Below are 13259 nucleotides of genomic sequence, written 5' to 3' on the forward strand. Positions count from 1 at the left end.
TTTTTCCTGTCCATTATACTACAAATTTCGCCAAGTTTTATTTCATTTTCTTTTCAAAAGGGAATATCCATTCCGGCAGACGGAAAATGCACACGGTTTGTCCCGTGTGCATGTTAAAGAACCGTTTATGCTTCTTCTTCATCGAGAAACGTATTCAGCATTTCCTCGATCATTTCCCACTCTTCATCGGTTTCAATCGGCTGGAGGTCCCCTTCTGTGCCGTCTTCATTTTCCACATAGGCGGAAGCATGGATTTCAATGCTTTCATCTTCGTCTTCTTCCGCGCCAATCGGATAGTACAGAACGTACGATTTTCCGAAATCTTCGGATTCAAACGTAAAAAGCACTTCATACAATTGTTCGTTTCCGTCTTCGTCCACTACGGTAATATGCTGGTGGTCTTCGTGGTCATGTTCATGGTTATGTGTCATTTCTTCACCCCATTAAGTTTGGCTGTCAAGGAATCCTTGCAAAATTACACTTGCCGCCATTTTATCGATTACTTTTTTTCTTTTTTTACGGCTGACATCGGCTTCCAGTAATATTCTTTCCGCCTGCGCCGTGCTTAAACGTTCGTCCCATAAAATAACGGGCAGATTGAGCCGTTTTTTTAATTCTTCAGCATAAACCTTTGAGGCCTCTGCCCGCGGGCCGATCGTGTTGTTCATATTTTTCGGGAAACCGACGACAATTTTTTCGACGCCGTGGATTTGTGCGAGCTCAGCGACCCTGTCGAAACCGAAATTGCCCTTTGCTTCATTGATGGCAATCGTTTCGATGCCTTGGGCAGTCCAGCCCAGGGCATCGCTGACCGCCACACCGACGGTTTTCGAACCGACATCAAGGCCCATAATTTTCAATTTAATCCCCCACGATGTTGTTTCAAATACGATTTGACCAGTTCTTCGATAATTTCATCCCGCTCCAGTTTGCGAATCATATTCCGGGCATCCTGATGGCGCGGGATATAAGCCGGGTCGCCCGAGAGGAGGTATCCGACAATCTGGTTAATCGGATTATAGCCCTTTTCCTCGAGCGCGCTGTATACATGGAGCAAAACTTCCTTGACCTCGTGTTCCGTCGGTTCTTCCGGAAAATTAAATCTCATCGTTTCATCGAATGAGCTCATTATCGCAGCACCTCTCTACTAAAGCTTGGCTTTTTAGATGTTCCGGTTTACACAAATTTTGAAGGTGCATTTTCCGCTTTCTGCCTGAAAACGATCCGTGTAAACAACCAGCTTTGTTTCATTGTACACTACTTTTTGCTTGAATCAAACGGATTTTACCCATTCTTCTACAATTTGTAATGCGGCATCAATTTGTTCAGGCTGTTTGCCACCGGCCTGCGCCATGTCCGGACGGCCGCCGCCACCGCCGCCGCAGCGCGATGCCACTTCTTTTACAAGCTTCCCGGCATGGTACCCTTTTTCGACAAGGTCTTTGGTGACGCCGGCAATGAAGCTGGCTTTTCCGTCTGTCGCCGCAGCGAGGACAATAATCCCGCTTCCGAGTTTTTGTTTTAAATCGTCCGCCATATTGCGCAGTTGGTTCATGTCGCCGACTTCGACTTTCGCCGCGAGCACATTTATGCCGTCTACTACTTTTACGCGGTCCACAAGCGATCCGGCTTCGATATTGGCGAGTTTTGCAGCCAGGGATTCATTTTCACGCTGTGCTTCTTTCAATTCCTGCTGGAGGGCGTCGATACGGCCCGGCAATTCTGTTGGTTTTGCTTTTAATTTGGCGCTTGCCTCTTTTAAAAGGTGGAGCTGTTCCTGCATCAATCCGTAAGCATATTTTCCCGTCACCGCTTCAATCCGCCGGGTGCCGGCACCGATCCCGGATTCGGAGACAATTTTGAACAGGCCGATCTGGGCCGTGTTTGAAACATGGCATCCGCCGCACAGTTCCAGGCTGTATCCGCCCATTTGAACGACGCGGACGATCTCCCCGTATTTTTCGCCAAACAGCGCCATCGCTCCCATTGCTTTCGCTTCGTCCAGTTTTTTCAAATCGGTTGTAACCGGCAGGCTTGCCCAAATTTTTTCATTGACAATCGTTTCAATTTTTTCGAGTTCTTCTTCTGTCACCTGCCCGAAATGCGAGAAGTCAAAACGGAGGCGCCCCGGTTCGACAAGCGATCCGGCCTGGTTAACATGAATTCCGAGCACATCTTTCAATGCCTGGTGTAACAGATGGGTGGCGGAGTGGTTCTTTTCCGTGTCGCGGCGTTTTGCCCCGTCCACCTGTGCAAATACTTCCTGGCCGGTTTTGATGGTGCCCGATACGACAACGCCCTGATGCAGATTTTGGCCGTTCGGTGCTTTCTGCACATTTGTGACCTCTACTTTCAGCCCTTCTGCTGTCAAAGTGCCGTTATCGGCAATCTGGCCGCCGCTTTCCGCGTAAAAAGGAGTTTTATCCAAAATGAACTGGATTTCATCTCCGCTTACAGCCGACTCTGTGATGTCGCCGTCTTTTAAAAGCACAGCGACATGGGCCGTCCCCTCAAGGCGGTCATAACCGATAAATTCGCTTTCCACTGTAATATTGCCGAGCACGCCGCCCTGGACGGACATCGATTCTGCCTGCTGACGGGCGTTGCGCGCGCGTTCCCGCTGCCGCTCCATTTCTTTTTCAAAGCCTTCATGGTCGGCACGGAGCCCCTGGTCGTGCGCATACTCTTCTGTCAGTTCAACAGGGAAGCCGTACGTATCGTAAAGCATGAAAATATCTTCGCCCGGCAGCTGTTCCAGGCCGTTTTTCTTTGCCGCCCTGATTCGTTCTTCTAAAATGGAAAGCCCTTCGTTCAGCGTTTCCTGGAAGCGTTCTTCTTCGGAACGGACCACTTTTTGCACAAAATCAGCATTTTTTTCCACTTCCGGATAATAGGAATTCATTATCCGGCCGACCGTTGGCACAAGCTTGTACATAAAAGCGCCGTGAATATCGAGCTGAATGGCGTAGCGGACCGCCCGGCGCAAAAGCCTGCGTAAAACATAGCCGCGACCTTCGTTTGACGGCAGCGCCCCGTCCGCAACCGCAAAAGCAACGGTGCGGATATGGTCGGCAATCACTTTAAATGCCGTATCCGCCTCTTTATTTCCGGCACGGTATTTTTTGCCGGAAATTTTTTCAACCTCTTCAATAATCGGCATGAACAGGTCGCTGTCATAGTTGGTATCGACCCCTTGCAGCACGCATGCCATCCGTTCGAGGCCCATCCCGGTATCAATGTTTTTCTTCGGCAGCTCCGGATACTCGCTGCGCGGAACCCCTGGTATCGCATTAAACTGGGACAGCACGATATTCCAGATTTCAATATAGCGGTCGTTTTCAATATCTTCCTGAAGGAGCCGGATGCCTAACCGTTCCGGGTCGTATTTTTCGCCGCGGTCGAAGAAAATTTCCGTATCCGGCCCGGATGGCCCTTCGCCGATTTCCCAGAAATTGCCCTCAAGCGGGATAATATGATCCGGGGACACCCCGGCTTTTTTCCAGCATGCAATCGAATCCAGGTCATCGGGATAAACGGTGACATACAATTTTTCTTTTGGCATGCCAAACCATTTGTCGGAAGTCAGGAGCTCCCATGCCCAGGCAATCGCTTCTTCACGGAAATAATCCCCGATTGAAAAGTTGCCGAGCATTTCAAAAAATGTATGGTGGCGCGCCGTTTTTCCGACATTTTCAATATCGTTTGTCCGGATTGCTTTTTGCGCGTTGACAATGCGCGGGTTTTCCGGAATGATCGTTCCGTCGAAATATTTTTTCAAAGTGGCCACACCGCTGTTAATCCAAAGCAGCGACGGGTCATTGACCGGGATCAGCGAAGCGCTCGGCTCGACTTTATGCCCTTTTTCCTTAAAAAAGTCCAAAAACATGCTGCGGATTTCCGCACTTGATCTTTTTTTCATGAGAAAACCTCCTCTGTGATTTATGAAAACCGGAACCCCTGGACGCAAAAAAGCCCCCATCCCGGACAGGGACGAGAGGCTTGCTCGCGGTACCACCCTGATTAAAGGCAAAAAACGCCTTTCTCTTTGGGTGCCGGTAACGGGGCAAAACGGCAGGGTTTGGCTGCACTCCGGATTAGCGTTCTGTTATCCTTCATTTTGGAATTTCTTTCAGCCGCGGAAATTCCTCTCTGGGCCGTGCATCACGGTTTAAAATGGGCGATAACATACTCGATCTTTCTTCGTTTTTTGATATGCAGTTCTGTCAATAGGAACGGCCTGTGCCGCGCAATTTCTAAGCCAGCCGGACAAATCCCTGTCCGAAAAGCCCGTTTTGCCCACAGGACACGTATGTTCATGGGTAAATTATAAAAAAGTTTACTCCGGTTTGTCAACTTGATTCGTGCGGCCTGAAAAGTGCAGATGCTTGCGGGCATGGATGATTGCCACTTTCAGCACGGCAAGCGCCGGCACAGCGAGAATCAGCCCTGCGATCCCCGCGATTTCCTCACCCGCGATCAATGCGATAATAATAAAGAGCGGGTGAAGATGCAAAGATTTTCCGACAATAAAAGGGGAAAGGATATTGCTTTCAATAAATTGCAGGACGAACACAATGATGACGACATAAAGGACAAATTTTAATGAGATGGTCGCCGCGATAACCGAAACGGGAATGGCGCCCAAAGCCGGGCCGAAATACGGAATGACATTGGTGACCCCGATGATGATGCCGAGTAAAATCGGGTATTTCATGCCAAGGATGGCAAATGCGACAAAAGAAAGAAAGCCGATCAACAGGCAGTCCAAAAGCTGGCCGCGGAGATAGCCGCCGATCGACCGGTCGACATCGCGAATAAATTCTGCTGCGGACGGCCGCCATTTTTCCGGCGTCAATGCCAGGGCCGCTTTTTTGACATGTTCAAAATCTTTCAGAAGATAAAAAGAAATAAATGGAATGACGGCAAGCGCAATGGCGTAATTGACGAGTTGCATCAGCATGTTGATTGAATTTGAAACATTTGCAGAGAGCCATAATTCAAAGCGTTCAATGCGCTCGTCAATCTGGTCCTGAAGCCCGTCCGGCCAGTGCTTCATCGATGTTTGCAAGTAAACAACGCCGTCCCTGTACTGGTCGGCAAACTGCGGCAGATGTTCCGACAGATCGTTCATTTGGGCGATCACAAGCGGCAGCCCTCTGTAAATCCCGTAAGCGGTGCCGCCAAAAAACAAAATATAGATGATCAGGATGGCAAGCCCTCTCGGCAGCCCGTTTTTATAAAGAAATTCAACAAGCGGATGGAGGATGTAAGCGATAAAGCCGCCGATCAAAAGCGGCAGGCATACCGCCAATGCGACGTGCAATACGGGCGCCCAAAAAGGCTTGAGCAAAAGCAACACATATAAAATAACCAGGATGAATAACAGCCAAAATAATTTATACAGCCATGTACCGCGAAACCGTTGCATAAAAAAACCTCCCTCCTTCAAGTGTTTGCGAAAGAGGGAAGTTTATGAGGATTTTTATCACCGATCCAATGCAGCAACCTTTGGGACAACTGAAATACGGAGGGCGCATACACCTTATGAACGAGCTGCCGGCGAACAGGGGTATTCGCCATTTGGCATGATGCATCCGTGCGTTCCATTTCGGCCGCTGGCGTCTGGCCAGGGAAACGGGGCCGGGGTTTTTACCGGGTATGCAGATTTAACGGAATGCCTTGCGCACCCGCTTTGCCATATTCCGCATCTGCCGCCTGTCCGCGAAGCCATTCTTCGCCATTTGGGCGGCGGCAATCCCCGCACCAAAACCGGCCGCAGCCATCAGCATTTTGTTCATTTTCCCCATTCCCTCCATCAGCTCAGTTTGCGCGCTTCTTCCTCAAACAAATCATCCAAAGAGCTCAATGTGCCGTCTTCTTCCACCTGATGGGTATGGATCGTATTTTTTGCAATCGACAGTTCAATAAAACAGTTCCAGCAGTAATACTGGTTCACGCCGATTTTTCCGATGTCCTTGCCCCGGCAATTCGGGCATTGCATGGTAAGCACCTCGCTTTCAAGCGCCATTTTTGCTTACCAATATGCCCAATTTTTCCAAAAAGCATACGTCAAACCGGCATGTATCGTTTGCCGGGGCGGAAGGGCGGCATGCAAGGGAACGGTTCCCAGCGTATGATCGCCCATTCCGGAAAAAATATAGAAAACCAACAACAGGAAGTGACATGTATGCAAAACATTAAACCGCTTTTGATTAAAATCGCCGGGCATTTTATTTTGTTGTATTTGGTGCTCGGCCTCATTTACGGCATGTCTTTTTTCGGTGTGCTGTTTACAGCACTGCTTCTTGGCGTCATTTCTTATTTTTTGGCTGATCTCGGCCTTCTTCCGCGCACAGCGGATTGGTTTGTGCTGATCTCAGACTTCGGGCTTGCATTTTCTGTCATCTGGGGGATGGCCCGGTTTTTCGCCCACAACAATTTGCCGGGGCTTCCGGTTTCGCTCGGTGCTGCCGTCGTCATCAGCGTATTCGAATATTTTTATCACCAATATCTGGCCGACTATGTGCTACAAAAAGGGGTCCCGCGGCGGAGCAAAGCATCAAGCCTCCGGTATGGTACGGAAACAGCAGAGGAAATCCGCCCAGAAACGGGAAAGAAACAGCAATAAGGGCTTGCCTGGATGTTTTAAATGCCACATGAACTGCTATATCTATCTTTAAGTTTAAAAATAATAAAGGATACGCCGGGGATAAAAATGTCCAAATCAGCCAGGCCCGGCCTGCCAGAAAGCTTGATTCCTGAGCCAAATCAAAAAGCAGCGGCCGCCCCCGCTGCTTTTTGATTTGCTTAATCCGCTTGGGGAGCCGTTTGCTTTTCTTCCGCGAAAGTGTACGGGGTAATGCCCTCCATGCCAATCATCGGGTCGACCTGGTCCCAATTTTCTTCTGTCAGGGACAGGAGTGTCTCCGTCCCTGCCTCTATTTGTTCCGTTTTTAATGCTTCAGCCAGTTTTTCACACAGTGTCGTCTTCCGTTTTTGGTCATCTTCCCTTTCCACACCCATCCGGAAAGCCGGTTCTTCGCCAAGCAGAATTAAAATTTTTTTGCTTCTTGTGATCGCAGTATACAGCAAGTTTCGGCGCAGCATCCGGTAATAGCTGCGGACAACCGGCAAAATCACTACCGGGAACTCGCTTCCTTGCGATTTATGGATCGAACAGCAATACGCAAGCGTAATCTGGTTGAAATCAGGCTTCGTATACGTCACTTCAATCCCGTCAAAAGAAACGATGAGCATATCTTGTTTTTCCGTATTTTCTTTTGCGGTAAAAAGGGAGACAATCTCGCCGATATCGCCGTTATACACTCCGTGTTCCGGCTGGTTGACAAGCTGCAGCACCTTATCGCCGATCCGGTAAACCGCGTCCCCGTGCTTCAGCTCTTTGCGGGCGCCGTTCTCATTCGGATTAAAAATATTTTGCAACAGGCTGTTCAGACGGTCAATGCCGGCCGGCCCTCTGTACATCGGCGCCAGCACCTGAATGTCTTTTGCCGTATAGCCTTTCCGTTTCGCGCTTTTCACCACTTTTTCCACCGCTTCCGCCACCTGGCCGGAAGAACAGCGGATAAACGAACGGTCTGCCTGCATTTGAAAAATATTTTCCGGAATACGCCCATTTTTGACATGGTGGGCCAGTTCAATAATCGAAGAACCATCTTTCTGCCTGTATATGTCTGTCAGCCTGACAACCGGGATGGCACCCGATTTCAATAAATCTTTCAGCACCTGGCCCGGACCGACGGACGGCAGCTGGTCTTCATCTCCGACCATAATGACCTGGATTTCATCCGGCAGCGCCTTTAACAGCTGGTTTGCAAGCCATGTATCGACCATCGACATTTCATCAATAATGACGAACTTGCCTTCTACCTGCCGGTCCTCTGAATCGTCTAGGTCCTCCATGCCGGTCATGCCGAGCAGGCGGTGGATTGTCATTGCCGGCAGACCGGTTGACTCCGCCATTCTTTTCGCGGCCCTCCCTGTCGGCGCCGCGAGGACAATCGGAAATGCCTCATCTTTTTTATAGGTTTGCGGGTCAAGCGAAACGCCGTGCAATTCGCCGTACAGTTCCACAATCCCTTTAATGACCGTTGTTTTCCCAGTGCCGGGTCCGCCCGTTAAAATCATCATCGGGCTCATCAGCGCTTTTTGGATGGCTTCCTTTTGCGACGGGGCATACTCGACGCCGAGCCGTTCTTCAAGGCTGCCCAGGGCAAGCAGGAATTCCGACTCCGGGAACTGTTCCGCATACTCGGTTTGCGACATTATCCGCTCAATATTGGAAACGATTCCTTTTTCCGAAAAATAGAGGGACGGAAGATAGACTTTGTCTTCTTCCATGATCACTTTGCTCTCTTCCTGCAGTTTTACCAGCTCATTTTCAATCAGGCCGACCGGGATTTCAACATTCTGGTACTCTTCCAAAAGGGCTTTGACATCCTGCGCAAGTTCTTCTTTCAGGACGTACACATGGCCATGCTGCATGCTTTCCATTTCCAGCATGTAACAGCAGCCGGCCTGGATGCGGTGCGGATGCGTCCCGCTGATGCCGAGCTGCCGGCCGAGTTCATCGGCCCGCCCGAAACCGATGCCTTTGATATCATCGACGAGCCGGTACGGATTTTGTGCGATCATTTCGAGCGCCTCATCCTCGTAAACCTGGTAAATGCGCATCGCAATCTGCGGACCGAAACCGTATTGCGCAAGCCCGATCATGACACGTTCAAGCCCCTGGTGTTCAACCAACGTATCATGGATCAGCTGTGCTTTTTCCGTCGCCAGTTTTGGTACTTCGTCAAGGGCGGCGGGATTTTCCAATATTTTGCTGATCGCATTTTCACCGAGCACGCCAACGATCCGCTCCGCCGTTTTTTTGCCGATGCCGTTGAATAAATCACTGGAAAGATACTCAACAACACCCTGCTTTGTATTGGGAATGTCCTTCTGAAAGCGGTTTGCCTGGAATTGGGGGCCGAATTTCGGGTGTTCCTGCATTTTTCCAAAAAAGGTGTACGTTTCCTGCTCATGGATGCGCGGAAAATAGCCGGTAATGACCGTTTCCTTTTCTTCCATCCCGGTATTGGTCTCTTCAACCCGCACACGGATGACGGAATACAAATTTTGCTCGTTATGGAAAATGGTCGCGAGATGCTTTCCTTTTATAAAATTTTCCTGGTCCTGGAATAAATCCATCGCATGCTGTTTTTCCAATTTCATCACCTTACAGCGTTTCAATGTCTTTCAGTTTTTCAACCATTTTCAAGCCGTATCCCGAAAGCAGATGGCCCGGCTGAATCTCCACCGCTTTTTTGAAATAACGGGCCGCTTTCTCCAGGTCGCCAAGGAATTGCATATAAATCGCGCCTGCATTGTATAAAGCATCCGTATGTTTTGGGTCCTGTTCCAGCACTTTTTGAAATTGTTCCAGCGCTTCATCCGCGAAATTGGATTTGACGAGGGAGAGCGCATACTGGAACCTCGCTTCCGTATCCCCTTCGCCCAGTTCGACGCTCCTTTGCAAATACGGCATGGCAAAGCGCGGATTGCCGAGCATCATAAAACACATGCCGAGCATAAAATACGTATCTTTGTCCTTAAGCCCGAGCCGGATTGCTTTTTCAAAACAGCCGGCAGCCGCTTCATAGTGCCCCTCTTCGTATTGGATTGTGCCAAGGCTGTAAAAGGGGGCGGGAAGTTCTTTCAATTCCAGCGCTTTCCGGTAAAAATTCTGCGCTTTTTCCCGCTCGCCTGCAGCAAGCAGCACATCGCCGAAATGGATATAGCCGACCGGGTCGTCCGGATTATCTTCGATCGCTTCATTAAACCATTTCAGCGCTTCATCATATTTTTTATCTTGCAAGGCCTTCATACCGCGTTCATGCTTGTTCATTTCGTACACTCCTGATTGATGATACGAGTATTATAACATAAAATGAATCCCTTCACTTTTTTAACGAACCCCGGCATTTTGTGAGGGCTTGCTTTTGCACCTCCCGCGCCCGGCCCGGATGATGGACTTCTCAGGCTATATGAAGGGCGAGGCGCTTTTTACATCAGCGCGCGAGGCGGTCGTCTTTTCGGGCTGTATAAAGGAGAACAGCCCTTTTCCTGCTTGGTGCAAAAGCCTGTGCCGCGATCATGCCGGACTTTCCGTTTCCATGTTCATCCGGGAGTCAGTTTCCCCTGGCCAAAGGTTTAGAGCGGTGACCTGTTTGCCCATAAATAAAGCCATGCACACATCAATCGTGTGCATGGCTCCTGCAAGATCAGCCGACATACATGAGCTGTTCTTCGTTTTTATAAATTTTATCGATCGTGGCACCGCCGAGGCATTCTTCGCCGTTGTAAAAAACGACAGCCTGGCCGGGGGTGACGGCGCGGACCGGTTCATCGTAAATGACTTTGACTTCATCATCGCCAAGCAATTGGACCGTTACTTTCTGGTCCGGCTGGCGGTAGCGGAACTTCGCGGTGCACCTGAATTCTTCAGGCGGCTTCCGGCCCGATACCCAGTTTGCTTTCACGCCGGTCATATAATCGGAGTAGAGGGCCGGATGATGAAATCCCTGTTCCACATAAAGGACATTTTCTTTCAGGTCTTTGCCGACAGCAAACCATGGCTCGCCGGAACCGCCGATCCCGAGGCCGTGGCGCTGGCCGATCGTATAGTACATCAAGCCTTCGTGTTCGCCCATCACTTTTCCGTCAAGCGTTTTCATCAGCCCTTTTTGCGCAGGCAGATAATGGCTTAAAAATTCTTTGAAATTGCGTTCGCCGATAAAGCAGATGCCGGTCGAGTCTTTTTTATTTGCCGTGGCAAGCCCGGCTTCTTTCGCAATTTCGCGGACGCGCGGTTTTTCGAGCTCCCCGATCGGGAACATCACGCGCGAAAGCTGGTGCTGCCCGAGCTGATTGAGGAAATACGTCTGGTCTTTATTTCCATCCGCGCCACGCAGCATTTTATATTCGCCGTCCCGGTAAGCCACGCGTGCGTAATGGCCGGTCGCAAGATAATCGGCACCGAGGTTTAAAGCATGTTCAAGAAAAGCCTTGAACTTGATTTCCTTATTGCACATCACATCCGGGTTCGGCGTCCTTCCCGCGCGGTACTCATCAAGGAAATATGTGAACACTTTATCCCAATACTGTTTTTCAAAATTAACGGCATAGTACGGAATGCCAATCTGGTTGCAGACGCGGATGACGTCATTGTAGTCTTCCGTTGCCGTGCAGACGCCGTTTTCATCGGTATCATCCCAGTTTTTCATAAAAATGCCGATCACGTCATAGCCCTGCTGTTTGAGCAAATAGGCGGCCACAGAAGAGTCAACGCCGCCCGACATGCCAACAACCACTCTTGTATCTTCTGGTGCTTTTTGCATAATGCCTCCTCTTTTCTATTGTTGCTGGAACTTGCGGACAATTTCTGCCGTTTTGCGGGCGGCCGCTTCCACTTGCTCCATCGTATTGGCAATCCCGAAACTGAAACGGATGGAGGTGCGGAGCCGTTCCGAATCGCGCCCGAACATGGCAACAAGGACATGGGATGGCTCAATCGACCCGGCTGTGCAGGCAGAGCCGCTTGAAGCCGCAATCCCGGCAAGGTCCAGATTGACAAGCAGCGATTCCACGTCCGTTTTCGGAAAACTTAAGTTGAGCACATGCGGAAGTGCCGCCTCCGCGTTGCCGTTCAGCTGAAATTCCACCTTTTCCTGCTTTAAAATTTCCATAAATCTTTGTTTAAAAGTGCCGTATTGCTTTGGTTTATCAGCAAGCGCCTGCTGCGCCCATTTGACGGCCTCGGCAAAACCGGCAATGGACGCCGTATTTTCCGTCCCCGGGCGGCGTTTTAATTCCTGTGCGCCGCCGAAGTTGCGGTTTTTCAATTTTGTTCCGTTCCGAACGTATAAAAATCCGATCCCTTTTGGCCCGCCAATTTTATGGGCCGAAACGGAAAGCATGTCCACGTTCAGGGCATTTACGTCGAGCTTCACATTTCCGTAAGCCTGGACGGCGTCCGTATGGAAAACGGCCGGATGGTTTTTCAGCAGCCCGCCGATTTCGGCAATTGGCTGGATCGATCCGACTTCATTATTCCCATACATCACGCTGACAAGAATGGTATCATTCCGGAGCGCTTTTTGCACGTCTTCCGCCTTAATCCGCCCTGTTTCATCCGGCTGTAAATACGTGACGTCGTACCCTTTTGTTTCCAAATATTCCAGCGGATGCAAAACAGCGTGATGCTCGATTTCCGTGGAAATAATATGTTTTCCCTTTTCAGCGGCTGCTTCTGCCGTACCGAGAATCGCGTAATTATCGGCTTCGGTTCCGCCGCTTGTAAAAATGATTTCATTAAACTGCGCGCCGATGCTGTCTGCAATCACCTGGCGCGCTTCGTCCAAAATGCGGCGCGCTTCCCTGCCGAATGCATGAATGCTCGACGGATTCCCGAAATGGCCGGTAAGCACTTGCATCATTTTTTCTGCAACTTGCGGAAGGACAGGGGAAGTGGCCGCATGGTCCAAATAAATTTTCTCCACTTTTCGCACCCCATATCAATTTAAATATAATACATGTAGGCATCCGGTTCTGTATCTTCCCGGTATTTGGCCAGATCTTCGATGGTTGTGCTGTCAAGAACGTCCTTGACCGCGTCCCGGATCCGGATCCAGAGCTGGCGTTTCACCGGTTCTTCGTCTTCAATGCCCTCTACCGGCGTAATCGGGCCCTCCAGCACGCGGATCACATCACCGGCTGTGATTTGCGAAGGTTTTTGCGTTAAAACATAGCCGCCGTAAGCGCCGCGGATGCTTTTGACAAACCCGGCATTGCGGAGCGGGGAAATCAGCTGCTCCAGATAATGTTCAGACAAATTCTGGCTCTGGGCGATGGATTTCAGGGAAGTCGGCCCCTTGCCGTACCGCTTAGCCAGTTCAATCATAATGGTCAGCCCGTAGCGGCCCTTCGTTGAGATTTTCATTTCATTCCACCTCTTTCCGATTATTCCCGAAAAAAATTGTTAAGCCAAAAACGGCAGATGAGCGCGTAAAAAAAGAAGCCCATTCATATAAATGAACGAACAGACTGGTCCCAAACTTAACATATTATAGCATATTTATCGGCATAATGCGAAACAAGAGCGGCCGGCGTATGTGTCAAGTTTTTCTCGACAAGGTTTAAATATCGGGTATTCCAAGACACTCTTTTTGTACACTTTCGGCTACCGTGCTTTACTT

14 protein-coding genes are annotated in these 13259 nt (G+C 49.8%); 2 read left to right on the top strand and 12 right to left on the bottom strand.

Going from position 1 to position 13259, the window contains the following annotated elements:
* Nucleotides 1-125 precede the first annotated feature (125 nt).
* The 7 genes from IC21_RS06970 to IC21_RS07000 form a co-directional block, all read right to left on the bottom strand.
* Nucleotides 126-431, bottom strand: a complete 306-nt coding sequence (locus IC21_RS06970) for a DUF1292 domain-containing protein (RefSeq protein ID WP_013859752.1) — start codon at nucleotides 429-431, stop codon at nucleotides 126-128.
* A gap of 12 nt (nucleotides 432-443) precedes the next feature.
* On the bottom strand, nucleotides 444-860 hold the full coding sequence (gene ruvX, locus IC21_RS06975; RefSeq protein WP_013859753.1) for a Holliday junction resolvase RuvX: 417 nt from the start codon (nucleotides 858-860) through the stop codon (nucleotides 444-446).
* Nucleotides 857-1129, bottom strand: a complete 273-nt coding sequence (locus IC21_RS06980; protein WP_017553150.1) for an IreB family regulatory phosphoprotein — start codon at nucleotides 1127-1129, stop codon at nucleotides 857-859. Before IC21_RS06980 ends, ruvX begins: the two co-directional genes overlap by 4 nt.
* Nucleotides 1130-1273: 144 nt before the next feature.
* On the bottom strand, nucleotides 1274-3919 hold the full coding sequence (gene alaS / locus IC21_RS06985) for an alanine--tRNA ligase (protein ID WP_029142446.1): 2646 nt from the start codon (nucleotides 3917-3919) through the stop codon (nucleotides 1274-1276).
* Between the two features lie 417 nt (nucleotides 3920-4336).
* The gene (locus IC21_RS06990) at nucleotides 4337-5428 is read right to left on the bottom strand and encodes an AI-2E family transporter (protein WP_029142447.1); all 1092 of its coding nucleotides are present in this window, start codon (nucleotides 5426-5428) and stop codon (nucleotides 4337-4339) included.
* A gap of 238 nt (nucleotides 5429-5666) precedes the next feature.
* A complete protein-coding gene (locus tag IC21_RS16200) occupies nucleotides 5667-5798 on the bottom strand; it encodes a DUF3918 family protein (protein WP_234969463.1) in 132 nt (43 codons plus the stop codon).
* Between the two features lie 17 nt (nucleotides 5799-5815).
* Nucleotides 5816-6001 (bottom strand): YrzR-like zinc ribbon domain, encoded by a 186-nt coding sequence (locus IC21_RS07000; protein WP_029142448.1) that lies wholly within the window; start codon nucleotides 5999-6001, stop codon nucleotides 5816-5818.
* Nucleotides 6002-6187: 186 nt separating this feature from the next.
* On the opposite strand from IC21_RS07000, the gene IC21_RS07005 reads away from it, so the two are divergent.
* Together IC21_RS07005 and IC21_RS16690 are read left to right on the top strand one after the other, a co-directional pair.
* Nucleotides 6188-6628, top strand: coding sequence for a YndM family protein (locus IC21_RS07005; RefSeq protein WP_029142449.1), 441 nt, complete (start codon nucleotides 6188-6190; stop codon nucleotides 6626-6628).
* 21 nt (nucleotides 6629-6649) lie between these two features.
* A complete protein-coding gene (locus tag IC21_RS16690; protein ID WP_155116794.1) occupies nucleotides 6650-6802 on the top strand; it encodes a hypothetical protein in 153 nt (50 codons plus the stop codon).
* 5 nt (nucleotides 6803-6807) lie between these two features.
* On the opposite strand, the gene recD2 is transcribed toward IC21_RS16690, so the two are convergent.
* The 5 genes from recD2 to cymR form a co-directional block, all read right to left on the bottom strand.
* Nucleotides 6808-9231 carry an SF1B family DNA helicase RecD2 gene (gene recD2 / locus IC21_RS07010; protein WP_029142450.1) on the bottom strand — a complete coding sequence of 808 codons (2424 nt, stop codon included), beginning with the start codon at nucleotides 9229-9231 and terminating at the stop codon, nucleotides 6808-6810.
* Nucleotides 9232-9241: 10 nt separating this feature from the next.
* Entirely contained in the window at nucleotides 9242-9910 is a 669-nt protein-coding gene (locus tag IC21_RS07015) for a tetratricopeptide repeat protein (RefSeq protein WP_013859761.1), read from the bottom strand.
* A gap of 376 nt (nucleotides 9911-10286) precedes the next feature.
* Nucleotides 10287-11402, bottom strand: a complete 1116-nt coding sequence (gene mnmA / locus IC21_RS07020) for a tRNA 2-thiouridine(34) synthase MnmA (protein ID WP_013859762.1) — start codon at nucleotides 11400-11402, stop codon at nucleotides 10287-10289.
* 15 nt (nucleotides 11403-11417) lie between these two features.
* Nucleotides 11418-12563 carry a cysteine desulfurase family protein gene (locus tag IC21_RS07025; RefSeq protein WP_029142451.1) on the bottom strand — a complete coding sequence of 382 codons (1146 nt, stop codon included), beginning with the start codon at nucleotides 12561-12563 and terminating at the stop codon, nucleotides 11418-11420.
* A gap of 20 nt (nucleotides 12564-12583) precedes the next feature.
* Nucleotides 12584-13003 (bottom strand): cysteine metabolism transcriptional regulator CymR, encoded by a 420-nt coding sequence (gene cymR, locus IC21_RS07030; protein ID WP_013859764.1) that lies wholly within the window; start codon nucleotides 13001-13003, stop codon nucleotides 12584-12586.
* Nucleotides 13004-13259: the final 256 nt, after the last annotated feature.

The organism is Heyndrickxia coagulans DSM 1 = ATCC 7050, from assembly GCF_000290615.1.
In the GTDB taxonomy this organism is placed as follows: domain Bacteria; phylum Bacillota; class Bacilli; order Bacillales; family Bacillaceae_C; genus Weizmannia; species Weizmannia coagulans.

Coding starts and splice junctions, on each gene's coding strand:
- IC21_RS06970 (WP_013859752.1), bottom strand. CDS start 431: ATGACACATAACCATGAACATGACCACGAAGACCACCAGCATATTACC.
- IC21_RS06980 (WP_017553150.1), bottom strand. CDS start 1,129: ATGAGCTCATTCGATGAAACGATGAGATTTAATTTTCCGGAAGAACCG.
- alaS (WP_029142446.1), bottom strand. CDS start 3,919: ATGAAAAAAAGATCAAGTGCGGAAATCCGCAGCATGTTTTTGGACTTT.
- IC21_RS06990 (WP_029142447.1), bottom strand. CDS start 5,428: ATGCAACGGTTTCGCGGTACATGGCTGTATAAATTATTTTGGCTGTTA.
- IC21_RS16200 (WP_234969463.1), bottom strand. CDS start 5,798: ATGAACAAAATGCTGATGGCTGCGGCCGGTTTTGGTGCGGGGATTGCC.
- IC21_RS07000 (WP_029142448.1), bottom strand. CDS start 6,001: ATGCAATGCCCGAATTGCCGGGGCAAGGACATCGGAAAAATCGGCGTG.
- IC21_RS07005 (WP_029142449.1), top strand. CDS start 6,188: ATGCAAAACATTAAACCGCTTTTGATTAAAATCGCCGGGCATTTTATT.
- IC21_RS16690 (WP_155116794.1), top strand. CDS start 6,650: ATGCCACATGAACTGCTATATCTATCTTTAAGTTTAAAAATAATAAAG.
- IC21_RS07015 (WP_013859761.1), bottom strand. CDS start 9,910: ATGAACAAGCATGAACGCGGTATGAAGGCCTTGCAAGATAAAAAATAT.
- mnmA (WP_013859762.1), bottom strand. CDS start 11,402: ATGCAAAAAGCACCAGAAGATACAAGAGTGGTTGTTGGCATGTCGGGC.
- cymR (WP_013859764.1), bottom strand. CDS start 13,003: ATGAAAATCTCAACGAAGGGCCGCTACGGGCTGACCATTATGATTGAA.